13 protein-coding genes are annotated in these 16,263 nt (G+C 69.7%); 7 read left to right on the top strand and 6 right to left on the bottom strand.

The genetic code is table 11. From position 1 onward, the window contains the following. Positions 1 to 17 precede the first annotated feature (17 nt). On the bottom strand, positions 18 to 494 hold the full coding sequence (locus ACFY9S_RS32725) for a DUF488 family protein (protein WP_391135770.1): 477 nt from the start codon (positions 492 to 494) through the stop codon (positions 18 to 20). A gap of 72 nt (positions 495 to 566) precedes the next feature. After that, positions 567 to 899 carry a cupin domain-containing protein gene (locus ACFY9S_RS32720; RefSeq protein ID WP_391135653.1) on the bottom strand — a complete coding sequence of 111 codons (333 nt, stop codon included), beginning with the start codon at positions 897 to 899 and terminating at the stop codon, positions 567 to 569. Between the two features lie 202 nt (positions 900 to 1,101). Here ACFY9S_RS32720 and ACFY9S_RS32715 point away from each other — a divergent pair, with 202 nt between their 5' ends. Further along, the gene (locus ACFY9S_RS32715; RefSeq protein WP_391135650.1) at positions 1,102 to 1,572 is read left to right on the top strand and encodes a universal stress protein; all 471 of its coding nucleotides are present in this window, start codon (positions 1,102 to 1,104) and stop codon (positions 1,570 to 1,572) included. A 336-nt stretch (positions 1,573 to 1,908) separates the two neighbouring features. Here the strand turns inward: ACFY9S_RS32715 and ACFY9S_RS32710 are convergent, their stop codons facing one another. After that, the gene (locus ACFY9S_RS32710) at positions 1,909 to 4,680 is read right to left on the bottom strand and encodes an aconitate hydratase AcnA (protein WP_391135648.1); all 2,772 of its coding nucleotides are present in this window, start codon (positions 4,678 to 4,680) and stop codon (positions 1,909 to 1,911) included. A 417-nt stretch (positions 4,681 to 5,097) separates the two neighbouring features. Between ACFY9S_RS32710 and gap the strand changes: the two genes are divergently transcribed. The 6 genes from gap to ACFY9S_RS32680 all read left to right on the top strand — a co-directional run bounded on the left by gap (position 5,098) and on the right by ACFY9S_RS32680 (position 12,740). Then, entirely contained in the window at positions 5,098 to 6,105 is a 1,008-nt protein-coding gene (gene gap / locus ACFY9S_RS32705; RefSeq protein WP_391135645.1) for a type I glyceraldehyde-3-phosphate dehydrogenase, read from the top strand. A gap of 57 nt (positions 6,106 to 6,162) precedes the next feature. Beyond that, the gene (locus ACFY9S_RS32700) at positions 6,163 to 6,630 is read left to right on the top strand and encodes a CBS domain-containing protein (protein WP_391135642.1); all 468 of its coding nucleotides are present in this window, start codon (positions 6,163 to 6,165) and stop codon (positions 6,628 to 6,630) included. Positions 6,631 to 6,676: 46 nt separating this feature from the next. Next, the gene (pdhA, locus tag ACFY9S_RS32695; RefSeq protein WP_391135640.1) at positions 6,677 to 7,780 is read left to right on the top strand and encodes a pyruvate dehydrogenase (acetyl-transferring) E1 component subunit alpha; all 1,104 of its coding nucleotides are present in this window, start codon (positions 6,677 to 6,679) and stop codon (positions 7,778 to 7,780) included. A 2-nt stretch (positions 7,781 to 7,782) separates the two neighbouring features. Beyond that, positions 7,783 to 8,799 carry an alpha-ketoacid dehydrogenase subunit beta gene (locus ACFY9S_RS32690; RefSeq protein ID WP_307047325.1) on the top strand — a complete coding sequence of 339 codons (1,017 nt, stop codon included), beginning with the start codon at positions 7,783 to 7,785 and terminating at the stop codon, positions 8,797 to 8,799. 9 nt (positions 8,800 to 8,808) lie between these two features. Beyond that, the gene (locus ACFY9S_RS32685; protein ID WP_391135636.1) at positions 8,809 to 10,101 is read left to right on the top strand and encodes a 2-oxo acid dehydrogenase subunit E2; all 1,293 of its coding nucleotides are present in this window, start codon (positions 8,809 to 8,811) and stop codon (positions 10,099 to 10,101) included. Positions 10,102 to 10,376: 275 nt separating this feature from the next. Continuing rightward, positions 10,377 to 12,740: a glycosyl hydrolase family 65 protein gene (locus tag ACFY9S_RS32680; protein ID WP_391135633.1), complete on the top strand. Its 2,364-nt coding sequence runs from the start codon at positions 10,377 to 10,379 to the stop codon at positions 12,738 to 12,740. A 76-nt stretch (positions 12,741 to 12,816) separates the two neighbouring features. Here the strand turns inward: ACFY9S_RS32680 and ACFY9S_RS32675 are convergent, their stop codons facing one another. The 3 genes from ACFY9S_RS32675 to tal form a co-directional block, all read right to left on the bottom strand. Then, the gene (locus ACFY9S_RS32675; RefSeq protein ID WP_391135630.1) at positions 12,817 to 13,311 is read right to left on the bottom strand and encodes a universal stress protein; all 495 of its coding nucleotides are present in this window, start codon (positions 13,309 to 13,311) and stop codon (positions 12,817 to 12,819) included. Between the two features lie 170 nt (positions 13,312 to 13,481). Continuing rightward, positions 13,482 to 14,732 (bottom strand): FAD-dependent oxidoreductase, encoded by a 1,251-nt coding sequence (locus tag ACFY9S_RS32670; RefSeq protein WP_391135628.1) that lies wholly within the window; start codon positions 14,730 to 14,732, stop codon positions 13,482 to 13,484. A gap of 2 nt (positions 14,733 to 14,734) precedes the next feature. After that, positions 14,735 to 15,856, bottom strand: coding sequence for a transaldolase (gene tal / locus ACFY9S_RS32665; protein WP_391135625.1), 1,122 nt, complete (start codon positions 15,854 to 15,856; stop codon positions 14,735 to 14,737). Positions 15,857 to 16,263 lie beyond the last annotated feature (407 nt).

Genomic DNA, 16,263 nt, shown 5'->3' with positions numbered 1-16,263 from the left:
AGGGGGTAGCGGCATGCTCAGTGCTGGTCGTACACCAGAAGGCCGTCCTCGCGCAGCCGGGCACCAACCGTCGGCCGGTGTTCGGTGAGCCGCCCGTCGTGGGACAGGTGCAGCACCGGGGTCCGGCGCGCGAGTACCGCGAAATCGGCGATGATCCGCCGGTGACAGCGCCACCACACCGCCTCCGCGCACATGACCGTGGTGCGAACGGCGGCGGCCTGCATGAGCAGTTCGTCCATCGCTGCCACGAACTGCGGGTCCCGCGTGTACCCGGCGTATCCGCGGAAGGAGGCGTTCTGCCAGAACGTGTCGGGTGAGTCCGGCGGGGTCCTGCGGAAGCCCCCGAGTCGGGGTTCCCACCGGTAGGCGATCCCCCGACGCGGCATCCACTGCTCCAAGGCGTCTCGGTTCGTGTCCGGGTTGTGGCGGCTTCCCGGAGCGGTGCGGACGTCGACCACGGCCAGCACCTCGGCGCCGTCGAGGAGGGCGGCCATCTGTTCTCTGGTGGCGGTGCTGTGCCCGAAGGTGAGCAGCTGTCCACGGTTCTGGTCTGTGCGGTTCACACGTCAGCCGTGCTTGGCGACAGTGAGGAGCACCGCCGCGTCGTCGATCGCCTGGAGGGCGTGGCGTGCCGGGGGGATGACGATCAGGTCGCCACTGCGCCCCTCCCGGGTGGTGTCGCCGCTGGTGAGCCGCACGCGTCCGCGCAGCACGAGCAGGGTCGCCTCTCCGGGGTTCTCGTGCTCGGCCAGCGACGTTCCGGCGGTCAGGGCGAGGACGGTCTGGCGCAGTGTGTGCTCATGGCCGCCGTAGACGGTGGTGGCGCTGCGCCCGCTGGAGGTGGAGGCGGCGCGTTCCAGTTGCTCGCGAACCTGTGCGTCTAGGGAGATCTTCTGCATGTGTGCGGTCTCCAGGTATATGGGGCGGCATCCACCGCTGGTGCGCCGTTCGAACAGTCCCGCATGGCTGGACGCACCGACCGGCACCAGCTCCTACCCATTCGCCGGATCGGTGGGTGTCCCTGTCGGCCGCGATCGTATGGCGTATTGCCCATATTTCACACAGTGTGGGTGTACATGAGAGCAGAAGGGGTGAATTTCTATGGGTGGACAGGACTCGGCCTTGAACGTCGTGGTGGGTGTCGACGGCTCGCCTTCGTCGCATGCCGCGCTGCGGTGGGCGGTCCAGTATGCCGAGCTGATCGGCGGTGATGTGGTGGCAGTGGCTGCCTGGGACCTGCCCTGGGCGTACGGGTGGTCCGCGCCCGCGGTGGATCCCACGTTCGACCGAACGATCGCGGAGCAGGGCCTCGTCAACCAGGTGCACCAGGTTCTCGGCGAGTCGGGCGCCGCCCAGGTGCGAAAGCGTCTGGTCAAGGGCAATCCCGTCGAGGTGCTGCTCAGTGAGGCGGAAGGGGCCAAGGCCCTCGTGGTGGGCCGCCGGGGCATGGGCGGATTCCGTCGAACGCTGCTGGGCTCCGTGAGTCAGCAGTGTGCGATGCACGCCACGTGTCCGGTCGTCATCGTTCGTGGGACCGTCGAGGTGACGGACGCCGGTACACAGGCCGAGTGAGGCGGGGCCCGCTGCGGGTGAGCCCCCTTGGCGGCCCCATCCCTGGCGCACAGACGGGCGGCGTGCGACGCCCTCGGTCGCGTACCGCCGGTGGCCGACGACTTCGCGAGTGGGGGTCGGGACGGGCTTGGCCATCGCTTCGCTGCACCGCTTGTACCGGCGGCGGGGCGAGCGGGCGGCATCCTTGCCGACCCACCCCGGTCGGTCGGCAGCATCGGGGAAGCGGACCGGGCCTCCGCCACCGGGGACTGCGGATTCGGCCGGAGGATGCCGTTCATGGGCGTCGGTGTGTCGTCGATGCTTCGGGAAGCCGGCGGTGCGGTTCTCGGCGCGGTGTCATAGGGGGAGCAGGGCGCGCAGGGCGTAGGGCAAGATGCCGCCGTGCCGGTAGTAGTCGGCTTCCGTTGGGGTGTCCAGGCGCACGCGTGCGGTGAACCGTGTGGTGCCGCCGGCCCCTTCCGCCTCGACGGTGACCTCGTCGTGCAGCTCGGCCAGGCCGTGGATGGTGTACTGCTCCTCACCGGTCAGGCCCAGAGAGCGGGCGCTGTCGCCGGGGGCGAACTGCAGCGGCAGGACTCCCATCCCGATCAGGTTGGAGCGGTGTATCCGCTCGAAAGACTCGGCCAGGACGGCCCTGACACCCAGCAGCGCGGTTCCCTTGGCGGCCCAGTCCCGCGACGATCCGGAGCCGTACTCATTGCCGGCGATGACGAGCAGGGGGACGTCCTCGGCGGCGTATCGCATCGCCGCCTGGTAGATCGTGGTCTGCTCGCCGTCGGGCAGGTGCCGGGTGTAGCCACCCTCGGTTCCGGGCGCCAGCAGGTTGCGCAGCCGGATGTTGGCGAAGGTGCCGCGGATCATCACCTCGTGGTTGCCGCGCCGGGAACCGTAGGAGTTGAAGTCTCCGGGTGCGATGCCGTGGGCCTGCAGGTACTCGCCCGCCGGTGAGTCCCGTTTGATGGCGCCGGCCGGGGAGATGTGGTCGGTGGTGACCGAGTCGCCGAGCAGGGCCAGCACCCGGGCGCCGGTGATGTCGTCAGGTGGCCGTGGCCTGCGGGGCATGTCTTCGAAGTAGGGCGGTTTGCGCACGTAGGTCGAGGCGGGATCCCAGGTGAACAGGTCGCCCTCGGGAGTGGGCAGGGCCCGCCACTGCTCGTCGCCGGTGAACAGGTCCGCGTAGCCGTCGGTGAACATGCTTGGCCGCAGGCTGGTGGAGATCACCTGCTGGATTTCGTCCTGGGTGGGCCAGATGTCGCGCAGGTGGACGGGCTGGCCGTCAGTGCCGGTGCCCAGCGGGTCGCGGGTGAGGTCGACAGCCATGGAGCCGGCCAGGGCGTAGGCGACGACCAGCGGTGGTGAGGCCAGATAGTTCAGTTGCGTCTCGGGGTGGATGCGGCCTTCGAAGTTGCGGTTGCCGGAGAGCACCGAGGCCACGGTGAGGTCTGCCTTGGCGACCGCCTGCGAGACTGCGGGGATCAGGGGGCCGGAGTTGCCGATGCAGGTGGTGCAGCCGTAGCCGACCAGGTCGAAGCCGAGCGTGTCCAAGTACGGGATCAGTCCCGCGCGTTGGAAGTAGTCCATGACGATCCTCGATCCCGGCGCGAGGCTGGTCTTCACCCAGGGCTTGGACCGCAGGCCGCGCTCGACGGCGTTCTTGGCGAGCAGCGCGGCGGCGACCATCACCTGGGGGTTGGAGGTGTTGGTGCAGGAGGTGATTGCGGCGATCACGACGGTGCCGTGTCCGATCTCGAAGCTGCTGCCGTCTTCCAGCGTCACCGAGACGTGCTCAGGCGGCCGTGTCTTGCCCGGTCCGGTCGCATCGAGGCACCCCGGCTGGTCGCCGGGGTGGCTGCCGGTGACGGCCACCGGGTCGGACGCCGGGAAGGACTCCGCGCCGCTCTGGTCCAGGCCGACCGGGGCCGCGTCGCAGGTCACGTCGCCGTCCAGGACAGCGCGCAGGACCCGCGACGCGTCCGCCAGGGCGATGCGGTCCTGCGGCCGTTTGGGTCCGGCGATGGACGGGACGATGGCCGACAGGTCCACTTCGAGGGTCTGCGAGTAGTCAGGGGTGTGGCGGGGGTCGTGCCACAGTCCCTGCTCTTTGGCGTACGCCTCCACCAGTTCCACCTGCCCGGGGGGCCGACCGGTGAGCCGCAGGTAGGAGAGGGTCTCGGCGTCGATGGGGAAGATCGCGCAGGTGGCGCCGTACTCCGGGCTCATGTTGCCGATGGTGGCCCGGTTGGCCAGTGGCACCTCGGCCACGCCGGGTCCGTAGAACTCCACGAAGGAGCCCACGACGCCGTGCTGGCGCAGCCGCTCGGCGATGGTCAGCACCAGGTCGGTGGCGGTGCTCCCTTCGGGCAGCGCGCCGGTGAGCCTCACGCCGATGACCTTGGGGATGAGCATGCTCACCGGCCGGCCGAGCATCGCTGCTTCCGCCTCGATGCCTCCTACCCCCCAGCCGAGCACGCCGAGCCCGTTGACCATGGGGGTGTGAGAATCGGTCCCGACCAGGGTGTCGGGGAAGGCCGTGCCGTCCTCCGCGAACACCACCCGGGCCAGGTGTTCCAGGTTGACCTGGTGACAGATGCCGGTGCCGGGGGGCACGACGCGCAGGTTCCGCAGTGCGGTCTGCCCCCAGCGCAGGAATTGATACCGCTCCCGATTGCGCCGGTACTCCAGCTCCACGTTGCGGCCGAACGCCTCGGGAACGCCGAAATGGTCGGCGATCACCGAGTGGTCGATGACCAGTTCCACGGGCCGCCGTGCATCGATCAGCGCCGGATCGCCGCCGAGCGCGGCCATGGCCTCGCGCATCGCCACCAGGTCCACGATGCACGGCACCCCGGTGAAGTCCTGCATCAGCACCCGCGCAGGCGTGAACTGCACCTCGGTCGCCGGCTCCGCCGCCGGGTCCCAGCCGGCCAGCGCCTCGATCTGGTCGGCGGTGACGGTGCGGCCGTCCTCATGGCGCAGCAGGTTCTCCAGCAGCACCTTGAGGCTGTACGGCAGCCGTTGTGAGTCGGGCAGGGCGTCGAGCCGGTGGAGCGAGTAGGAGGTGCCATCGGCGTCGAGCGAGCCGTGGGCGGCGAAGCTGTCCAGGGACATGGGCGTGCCTCCTCAGTACGGAACATGCGGAGGTCGGCACGGGCCGGGGTCCCACCAACGCGTCCCGGCGAGGGTCCGCGCCCGGATCGGCCGTCCGCCCTGGGACTCGCGTGCCGGTCGGCTCACCGACCTCCCGCCGTCACCTCAGGTCACCACCCTGCACCCGGGCCCCGGTCCGCCGTGTCGACAGGTCCGGTGCTGCCCTGCAGGGCAGCACCGCCTAGACGGGCGGAACCAATCAGTCCAGTGTCGACCACGCATATCCGGCCCGCAAACGGGGCGAATCCGGGAGCCCAAGGGAGGGGACGCGGGGCTCCGGGCTTGGCGCATCCAGCCTGCGTACCGAGCGGAGGGGTGATAGGACGGATCGAGGGTCTCGTCCGCATTTGCCCGGAATCGACGGGAAGGGAACTCCGGATGGCGAAGATCGCGATCAACGGTCTCGGACGCATCGGGCGGGCCGCGTTCAAGATTCTCCACGACCTCGACGGGGTTGAGGTGGCGGCGGTCAACGACCTGGTGCCCGCCGAGAATCTGGCTTACTTGCTCACCCACGACACTGTCTACGGACGCTATGGGAAGTCCGTCACCGCTGCCGGTGACGCGCTGGTCGTCGACGGACACACCGTCCCTCTGTACAGCCGCCGAGACCCGGCCGAGCTGCCGTGGCACGAACTGGGCATCGACCTGGTCCTGGAGTGCACAGGCGCGTTCCGGCGCGAAGAGGAACTGTCCCGGCATCTGTCCGCGGGCGCACGATTCGTGATCCTCTCGGCGCCCGCCCGGACCGAGACGATGGCCACCGTCGTCCACGGCGTGAACATCGCCCCGGCTGGGCAGCAGGTCATCTCCTGCGCAAGCTGCACGACCAACTGCATCACCCCGGTGGTCGAAGTGATGAACCGCAGAATCGGCGTGGAGCGGGCCGTGATGACCACCATCCATGCCTACACCTCCAGCCAGCAGCTCATCGACGGGCCCAGCAAGGACTTCCGGCGCGGCCGGGCCGGAGCGGCCAACATGCTTCCCGCCTCCACCGGCGCCGCGCTCGCGACCACCAAGGCACTCCCGGAGCTGGCCGGCCGCTTCGACGGCGTGGCCGTCCGGATCCCGATCCCGGTCGGATCGATCGCCGACATCGTGCTCGTCACTTCCCGCCCGACAACGATCGAGGAAGTGAACGACCACTTCCGAGCGGAGGCCACCACCGACCGCTACAGCGGCGTCCTCGGCGTCTCGGACGAGCCGATCGTCTCCAGCGACATCATCGGCGACTCCCGCGCCTCGATCGTCGACGCGGCGATGACCCGGGTCGTGGACGGCACCCTGGTCAAAATCATGAGCTGGTACGACAACGAGTGGGGCTTCACGCACCAGATGGTCCGCGAGGCGCTCTCCGTGCTCGGCGTCACTCAACCGCGGTGAGAAGCGCCCCACCGCAGTCGTGCGGACCGGCCGTTGCACCCACCGGGAAGGAACACGGTGAAGGTCAAAGAGATCATGACCACCCGGGTGGTCACCGTGGCCGAGGAAACCCTGGTGGCCGACATCGCCGCGGCGCTACGCGGGCACCGGATCAGCGCCGTGCCGGTCCTGGACACCGCCGGCGCGGTGGTCGGCCTGGTCAGCGAGTACGACCTGCTCGCCCGCGAGGGAGCCACCGCCCGCGAGGTGATGACCCGCGAGGTCATCACCGCCACCGAGGACACCGACGTCGAGCAGGTACGCCACCTGCTGGTCGAACGCCGTATCCGACGCGTCCCGGTAATGGCCGGACAGCGCCTGGCCGGCATCGTCAGCCGGTCCGACGTGATCGCGCTGCTCACCACCGAATGGGCCTGCCAGGTCTGCGGACAGACCGAGCGCGGCCCGCACCCGCCACCGCGCTGTCCCACCTGCGACGCCGACAAGAACCGGTTCACTCAGCAGGCACCGCCCCCCGGCAGCTGACGCAACCACGGCAGACAGCAGACCCAGACAGCAGGAGACACCGGCCATGGACCCGACGCAGGACCGTACCGACCCCCACCCACAGGCACCCACGGCGAGTGAGGACCCGGCGGCGCTGCGCGGCTACTACCGGCAGATGGCCCTGATCCGGCACTTCGAACTGCGGGCCGCGGAGATGTACACCCGGGCGAAGATCGGCGGCTACTGCCACCTCAACCTGGGCGAGGAAGCCACCGTCGTCGGCCTGATGACCGCACTGCGGCCGACCGACTACCTGTTCACCACCTACCGCGACCACGGCTACGCGCTCGCCCGCGGCGCCGACCCCGGCAAGGTGATGGCCGAACTGTTCGGCCGCGCCACGGGCCTGTCCGGCGGCCGAGGCGGCTCCATGCACCTGTTCGACGCCGGGCTGCGGATGCTCGGCGGCTACGGGATCGTCGGCGGCCAGATGCCCCCGGCGACCGGGGCGGCCCTCGCGATCGCCCACCGCGGCGAGCCCGGACCGGACAGCGAGGCCGTGATGTGCCTGCTGGGCGACGGCACCACCAACATCGGCGCCTTCCACGAATCTCTCAACCTCGCCGCCGTATGGCACCTGCCCATCGTCTACGTCATCGTCAACAACCACCTCGGCATGGGCACCCCGGTCGAGGCCGCCTCAGGAGAACCCGCGCTGTACCGGCGCGGCTGCGCCTACCGGATCCCCGGCGCTCGGGTGGACGGCAACGACGTGATCGCCGTCCGCGACGCAGCGCAGACCGCTCTGGAGCAGGCGCGCACCGAGCACCGGCCCCGGCTTTTGGAGGCCGTCAGTCACCGGCTGCGCGGCCACTCCGTGGTCGACCCGGCCCGCTACCGCTCGGCACAGGAGACCGAGCGGCTGCGTGAGCAGGACCCACTGCCCGCCTTCCGGGCCCGCCTGATCGAGGACCGCATCTTCAATCAAGAGGCGGCGGACCGCATCGACGAGGAATGCGAGCAGGCGGTCACCGCCGCCGTCGACTTTGCCGACGCCAGCCCGCCCCCGGACGTCGCGACCCTGTTCGACCACGTGTACGCCACCAAGGTCGCCAACACCCACTTCGGCCTGCCCGGAGACAGCCCGGCCGGTCCCGGGCTCTTCGCCGACCGCCCCGGGAAGGAGTAGCCGTGGCCGCTGTTACCTACCGCCAGGCACTACACGACACGCTCCGGGCGGAGATGCTGCGGGACGAGAACATCCTGCTGATCGGTGAAGAGATCGGCGTCTTCGAAGGCTCCTACAAGATCACCGCCGGGCTGCTGGACGAGTTCGGCCCCCGCCGGGTGCGGGACACGCCGATCTGCGAGGAGGGCTTCGTCGGCGCAGCGGTCGGAGCGGCCATGCTCGGCCTGCGGCCGGTCGTCGAGATCATGACCATCAACTTCAGCCTGCTGGCCATCGACCAGATCGTGAACCACGCCGCCAAGATGCACGCCATGTTCGGCGGCCAGGTCTCGGTGCCGATGGTGATCCGCACCCCCGGAGGCGGCGGGCAACAACTGGCCGCCACCCACTCGCAGAACCTGGAGGTCTTCTACGCCCACGTGCCCGGGCTCAAGGTCGTCGCCCCCGCCAGCCCGGCGGACGCCAAAGGGCTGCTGACCGCCGCCATCCGCGACGACGACCCGGTGCTCGTGCTGGAGAACCTCGCGCTGTACAACACCAAGGGCGAGGTCCCCGACGGCGAGCACACCGTACCCATCGGCACCGCGCAGATCACCAAACCCGGCCGGGACCTCACCGTCGTCGCCTACTCGCGCGCCGCAGCGATCGCCCTGGACGTCGCCCACCGCCTCGAGACGGAGGGCATCTCGGTCGAGGTCGTCGACCTGCGCAGCCTGCGACCGCTGGACCGGCAGACCGTGTGCACTTCGGTACGCAAGACCACCCGCGCCGTCATCCTCGAAGACGACTGGCTCAGCTACGGCATCGGCGCCGAGATCGCCGCGACCATCGCCGAGGGGGCCTTCGACCGCCTCGACGCGCCCGTCCGCCGCGTCGCCGCCGCCGAGGTCCCACTGCCGTACGCCAAACAGCTGGAGACCGCCGCCCTGCCCGACGCGGCAGCACTGACCCGGGTGATCCACGAAACCCTCGACGCCACCGGGTTCACCGCCCACCCGACCACACCCGCAGGCGGTTAGGAGGCTGCGATGCCCGAAGTCCTCATGCCCCGCCTGTCCGACACCATGGAGGTGGGCACCCTGAGCCGATGGCTCACCCACGAGGGCGCCCCGGTCCGAAAGGGCGATGCCATCGCCGAGATCGAAACCGACAAGGCCGTGATGGAACTGGAGGCATACGACGAGGGGCCCCTCACCCGCATCCTCGTCGCCGAAGGCACCACCGTGCCCATCGGAACCCCTCTCGCCGTCATCGGAACCGAACCCCAGGCCGCGCCGGATCAGCCTGCACCTGAGCAAGCCCGGCAGACGGCCGCACCTGCCCCGGCACCGCCCGCAAGGCCGACCGAAGGCCCCGCGCAGACCATCCCCGCCACCGCCGAGCCTTCCGCGCCCGCCCGGGGGGACGAGCAGGAGGTGCGCACCTCCCCGCTGGCCCGGGCATTGGCCCGCCAGCACGGCATCGACATCACCACGCTCACCGGCAGCGGCCCCGGCGGGCGCATCATCCGCGCGGACGTGGACGAAGCCATCACCCGGCACGGCGGCCAACCAGGCGCCATCCGGCCCCCCACTGCACCCGAGCCGCCCGCCGGACCCGCAGCGGCGCACCCGACGCCCGCCGAACAGGCCGAAGACGACGAGGAAGTGCCACTGAGCACCATCCGCCGCCTCACCGCACAGCGCCTGACCCAGAGCACGCAGCAGGCCCCGCACTTCTACCTGACCACCGTCATCGACGCCGAACCGCTGCTCGCCTTCCGCGCCGACATCAACGCGCAACTCGGCGAACCCGGCCCCCGCATCAGCGTCACCGACCTGCTCGTCAAAGCGTGCGCGACAACGCTGCGCACCCACCCGCAGGCCAACTCCTCCTGGGACAGCACCCGCATCCTGCGCCACCGCCGCATCCACATCGGCATCGCCGTCGCCCTCGACGACGGACTGACCGTCCCCGTGGTACACGACGCCGACCGCAAAACCCTGACTCAGATCGCCCGCGAGGCCCACGCCCTGGCCGACAACGCCCGCGCCGGCCGCCTTACCTTGGAGGACCTCAGCGGCGGCACCTTCACCATCAGCAACCTGGGCCCCTACGGCGTCGACCATTTCACCGCCGTCATCAACCCGCCCCAGGCCGCGATCCTCGCCGTCGGCGCCGCGCAAAGCCAGCCCGTCATCCGCGACAGCGAACTCGCCGTCGGCACCACCATGGCGCTGACCTTGTCCATCGACCACCGCGTCCTGGACGGCGCCACCGCCGCTGCTTTCCTCGCCGACCTCAAGGAAGTCCTCGAACACCCCTTGGGCATCGTGCTGTAGCCGATGATGACGCTGCCCGCTCACACCCTCGGACGTCGCCTGTGCCGCCGGCCTGCGCCGCCCGCCAACCGTGCGCCTGCGGCATCGCCGCACCACCGGTTCAAGTACCGCCAGTACAGCGAGGAGCACGACGGGACCGGACCACCACGACCCTCAGACCGCTGCACCGCCCGCCCTGACCAGCCAGCCTCTCCCTGTCGCGCCGCAACAGTCCAGCGGCAGTCAGGCCCACGGCCCGATCGTCCGCGAACGTCACCGAGTGCCGGAGGCCCGCCATGATCACCCATCCTGCGTACACCGTCGAACCGTGGTGCCTGCGCGAGAGCGAGCTCGACCTGGACGTGCTGGAGCAGAGCGAGTCGGTGTTCGCACTGGCCAACGGCCATATCGGCTGGCGCGGCAACCTGGACGAGGGCGAGCCGCACGGTCTGCCGGGGACCTACCTCAACGGCGTGTTCGAGTTCCGTCCACTGCCGTACGCGGAGGCCGGCTACGGATACCCGGAGTCCGGCCAGACGATCATCAACGTGACCAACGGCAAGGTGATACGGCTGCTGGTCGACGACGAGCCGTTCGACCTGCGTTACGGCCGGCTGCACCGTCATGAGCGGGTGCTGGACTTCCGCGCTGGGGTACTGCACCGCAGGGTCGAGTGGACGACTCCGTCGGGGCGCACGGTGCGCATCCGCTCGACCCGGCTGGTCTCGCTCACCCAGCGGGCGACCGCCGCGATCGCCTACGAGGTCGAGGCGGTGGACGAGGAGGTACGGATCGTGCTGCAGTCCGAGCTGGTCGCCAATGAACAGCTTCCGAAGCGAAAGGGCGATCCTCGGGTCTCTGCGTCCTTGGGGGCGGTCCTGCAACCTGAGGAGGACTTTGCGCAGGGCAGCAGGCTGCGGCTGGTGCACCGCACGGCCCGCAGCGCGCTGCGCGTGGCGACGGCGGCCGACCATCTGATCGCGGGCCCCCAGGGCACCTCCTCCTCCGCGGAGAGCGGCCAGGATCTCAGCCGGCTGACGGTGACCTCACTGTTGCGGCCGGGCCAGCAACTGCGGGTCGAGAAGATGGTCGCCTACGGCTGGTCGGGCGCCAGGTCGCTGCCCGCCGTCCGCGACCAGGTCGACGCGGCGCTGGCCGGGGCGGCCAGCACCGGCTGGGAGGGCCTGCTTGCCGAACAGCGCGAATACCTGGACGCCTTTTGGGCACGGGCGGATGTCGAGCTGGAGGGCGATACCGAGATACAGCAAGCCGTCCGGTTCGCCCTGTTCCACGTGCTTCAGGCAGCGGCTCGCGCGGAGGAGCGAGCCATCCCCGCCAAGGGCCTGACCGGCCCCGGCTACAACGGTCACTGCTTCTGGGACGCAGAGACGTATGTGCTGCCGATGCTCACCTACACTGCGCCCCACGCGGTGGGGCCGGCGCTGCGCTGGCGGCACACCACGCTGCCCGCCGCGCTGGGACGGGCCCGTCAGCTCGGTCTGGCGGGGGCTGCGTTTCCCTGGCGGACCATCGACGGCGACGAGTGCTCCGCCTACTGGCCGGCGGGCACCGCGGCGTTCCACATCAACGCGGACATCGCCGATGCGGTGGTGCGCTACAGCGCTGCCACCGGTGATCTGGTCTTCGAGCGGGAGGCGGGGCTGGAACTGCTGGTGCACACCGCCCGGCTGTGGTTCTCGCTCGGCCACCACGACCCGCACGGAGTGTTCCACCTGGACGGCGTCACCGGGCCGGACGAGTACAGCGCGATCGCCGACGACAACGCCTACACCAATGTGATGGCCCAGCAGAATCTGTGCGCCGCCGCCGACATGGCCGAACGCCACCCCGCCCTGGCCGCCTCGCTCGGCGTGGACGACGAGGAGACCGCGGCCTGGCGCGATGCCGCCCGGCGGATCGTGCTGCCGTTCAACAACGAACTCGGCGTGCACGAGCAGTCCGCCGGCTTCACCTCCCACCAGGTGTGGGACTTCGCCGGCACCCCGGCGGACCGCTACCCGCTGCTGCTGCACTTCCCGTATTTCGACCTGTACCGCAAACAGGTGATCAAGCAGGCCGACCTGGTCCTGGCCATGCACTTGCGCGGCGACGCGTTCACCAAGGAGGAGAAGGCCCGCAACTTCGCCTACTACGAACCGCTCACTGTCCGGGACTCCTCACTGTCCGCCGGCAGTCAGGCCGTGATGGCCGCCGAGGTCGGCCAGCTGCGCCTGGCATACGACTACGTCGGCGAGGCCGCGATGATGGACCTGGCCGACCTGGAGCGCAACACTCGCGACGGCCTGCATATCGCTTCGCTGGCCGGGGCTTGGACCGCGCTCGTAGCGGGCTTCGGTGGGATGCGACACCACGGGGACGCCCTGTTCTTCGCCCCGCGGCTGCCCGAGCAGATCAGTCGGCTGGCTTTCGCCGTGCAGTTCCGGCAGTGCTGCGTGCGTGTGGACATCTCGCACCAACAGGCCACGTACATCTTGTTGGCGGGCACAGAACTCGAGATCCACCACCATGGCAAACCGTTGAAGGTGACCAGGGACGTCTCTCGCAGCAGGCCGATACCCGCTGTCCCCGATCTGCGGGAACCGCAGCAGCCTCCCAGTCGTGGTCCGGCCCGCCGCAGATGGGCGGGGCACAACGAGTGAGTCCACACCCAAATAGCATTCGTCGCCCCACGGACGCCACAGACAGGCGACATGCCGCGGTCGTTCCTGGGATGCGTCAGGAGGAGGCGCCGCGGGAGTCGGCCGGAACGACGACGACGGGCAGGTGAGCGTGATGCACGACCTCGGTGCTGGTCGATCCGAGGGTGAGGCGCCCCCAGGCGCTCGAACCGCGGGTGCCGACCACCAGTAGGGAGGCGTCCTTGCTCGCGTCCAGCAGAACCTGTGCCGGGCGGCCCGCCTCGGCGATGATCTCTACCTCCACTTCGGGTCCGCCGAGCTGCTGCCGTAGTTCGTGGACCGTGTCGGTCACCGCCTGTCGGGCGACGTCGTGGAGCTGTTCATAAAGGGTGGTGGCGCCCTCCGGTACGGCCATCCACCCGTAACCCGTGAAACGAATTGGGGTGTAGTCGTAGGCGCAGACCGCCCGCAGTCCGGTGCCGCGCAGCTGCGCCTCGCGCAGAGCGAAGAGCACGGCGTGCCGGGCCTGCGGGGAGCCGTCCGTGCCGACCACGATCGGACCAGCTGGGAGGGGGGCAGGAGTGTCGGTCATCTTGAATCCTTCCAGGGTGGCTCGCGTCGGCCGGCCGGGCAGCATTCTGGTCCGCGTCAGGAAGCGGTCGTCGGATCCGTTACACCGCTACCGGTGCAGCCACCTCCGCGCGGCTCGGCGGGGAACCTCACGGCCGCACCCGACGCAGTTATGGCCGGTCGCTGAACCGCTCACTGGTGCCGGGCGCTGGGAAGGAGAGCCTCGAGGGGCACCTGTGGGTCGGTGAGCATGTTTGTGTCGACTGGCTGGGCGGTGCGGACGAGGGTTTGGAGCTGGTCGTTGACGTCCCAGGTGTTGACGTTCATGCCTGCGAGCACCCGGTTGCCGGCGAGCCAGAAGGCGATGAACTCGCGTCCGGCCACGTCACCCCGGAAGATGACCTGGTCGTAGCCGCCCGGCTCGACGTACCCTGCGTACTCCATGCCCAGGTCGTACTGGTCGGTGAAGAAGTACGGCACCCGGTCATACACCGCGTCCTTCCGGCCGAGCATCGCCTTGGCCGCGGTCTGCGGCTGGTGCAGCGCGTTGGCCCAGTGCTCGACGCGGATGTGCTTGCCCAGCAGAGGGTGGAAGGCGTTGGCGACGTCACCGGCGGCGTAGATGTCCGGGTAGGAGGTACGCAGCCGTTCGTCGACGCGGATGCCATTGTCGACCTCCAGGCCCGCCTCCTGCGCCAGCCCGGTGTTCGGCATGATGCCGACCCCGACGATGACTACGTCGGCGCCGATGTGGGTGCCGTCGGATAGCCGCACCCCGTCCGCCGCGCCGGCGCTGCCGGTGATCTCGGCGACCTGCGTCCCGAACCGCCGATCCACACCGTGGTCGCGATGCAGGTCCGCGAACACCTGGGCGACCTCGCGGCCAAGGACCCGCAGCAGCGGCAGCTCGGCCCGCTCCAGCACGGTGACCTCCACTCCGGCCCCGCGGGCGGCAGCAGTGGTCTCCAAACCGATCCAGCCCGCGCCGATGACCACGGCCCGTGAGGCGGACTGGAACGCTTCCTTGATCTGGTCGCTTTCCTCGACCCGCCGCAGGTACAGCACCCGCTCCAGCTCCGCACCCGGGACAGGCAGGCGGCGCGGCGAGGATCCGGTGGCCAGCAGAAGCTTGCCGTAGTCGACCCGGCTGCCGTCGGCGAGTGTCACCTCGCGCGCAGCCGGGTCGACGGCGGTGACCGCCATGCCGAGCCGCAAGTCCACGTTGTGTTCGGCGTACCACTGCGGCGGGTGGACGTAGATCTGCTCCCTCGCGTCCTTACCCGTCAGGTACCCCTTGGACAGCGGCGGCCGCTCGTATGGCCGTTCACTTTCGTCCCCGATGAGAATCAGCGGGCCGTCGAAGCCCTCCTCGCGCAGGGCCTGCGCGGCCTTAGCACCGGCCAGACTCGCCCCGACGATCACACACGCGTCGCTCGCGGACATCGTCAGTTCCCTTCCCGGGCTGCGGGACGGCTCCGCAACGTTTCGGCGAGCTGCTCAGAAAGCTGCTCCCAGCTGGCGTCGAACTTCGACACACCCTCGTCCTCAAGGGTCTGCACGAGGTCGACGTAGTCCACGCCCACGGCCCGCAACCCCTCAAGAACCTGCTGAGCGTCGTCGTAGTGGGCGCGGACCGAGTCGGCCGGCACTTCGCCGTGGTCGGCGACCGCGCGCAAGGTGGCCTCGGGCATGGTGTTGACCACGCCGGGTGCGACGAGTTCGGTCACGTACCGCGTGTCGGGGTAGGCGGGATCCTTGACGGAGGTCGAAGCCCACAGCGGACGCTGCGGATGGGCCCCCGCCCCCCGAAGGGCTTGCCAGCGGGGCGAGGCGAGAACCCGCTCGTAGTGCTGGTAGGCCAGCCGCGCGTTGGCGATCGCCACCCGGCCACGCAGCTCGTCCCCCTGCGCGGTGCCGGTCTTGTCCAGGCGTGCATCTGCCTCGGCGTCAACACGGGAGACGAAGAACGAAGCCACCGAGCCGATGCCAGAGAGCTCCCGGCCCGCCTCGCGGGCGCGCTCCATCCCGTCGAGGAACGCATCCATGACCTCGTCATAGCGGGCGAGGGAGAAGATCAACGTGACATTGATGCTGATTCCCTCGGCCAGACACGCGGCGATCGCCGGCAGGCCCTGCCGGGCGGCCGGAATCTTCACGAACAGGTTGGGCCGGTCGACCAGCCACCACAGCGCCCGCGCCTCCGCGATCGTCGCCGCCGTGTCGTGCGCGAGCCGGGGATCCACCTCGATGGACACCCGACCGTCGACACCATCCGTCGCGTCATAGACCGAGCGCAGCACGTCACACGCCCACCGCACGTCGGTTGTGGTCAGCGCCCGCAGCGCCTCACCGACCCCCACTCCGCGGGCAGCCAGATCACGAATCTGTGCGTCGTACGCGTCGCCACTCGTGATGGCCTTGGCGAAGATCGTCGGATTTGTGGTCACCCCCACCACCCGGTCCCGCGCGACCAGGTCCGCCAAGCTCCCGGAAACCAACCGCTCCCGGCTGAGATCGTCCAGCCAGATCGACACTCCGGCATCACTCAGTGTGTTCAACGGATTCATGACGTGCCGCTCCTCCCACGCGCCAACCGGAAGGGCTTCCTGCTGCTCATCCGCGGCCCGCACCAGAGCCTGCCTGTCGCTCCATCGTCCCTGGAAGGCCAGCGGCCCGCATCCGCACGCCGGGCCTGGCCGACGGACGGTGTGTCGGTCTGCCGCACGGTTCACCAACGCCGAATACGTCCGTGTTCGTGATTCTCAGTGAGACGAGCCGCTGGGCTGCCCACCCGTACATGGCCGCTGTCCAGGAACGCGTACGACGGCCTTCACGTTCCGGGACCGGCCGGAACAGGGAGCACTGGGGACGAAAGATGATGCTGCTGCACGCCATGGCATGGGCGAGACTGTCGCATTCCTTCGGGTGCGTGTGTCCGACGGCCACGACCGCTTTGGTCATAACACTGTGCAGA

This window comes from Streptomyces sp. NPDC012474, assembly GCF_042955185.1.
GTDB classification, from domain to species: Bacteria; Actinomycetota; Actinomycetes; order Streptomycetales; family Streptomycetaceae; genus Streptomyces; species Streptomyces cahuitamycinicus.
The sequence above is the reverse complement of the archived record's forward strand: the minus strand, read 5'-3'. Positions and strand labels throughout refer to the sequence as shown.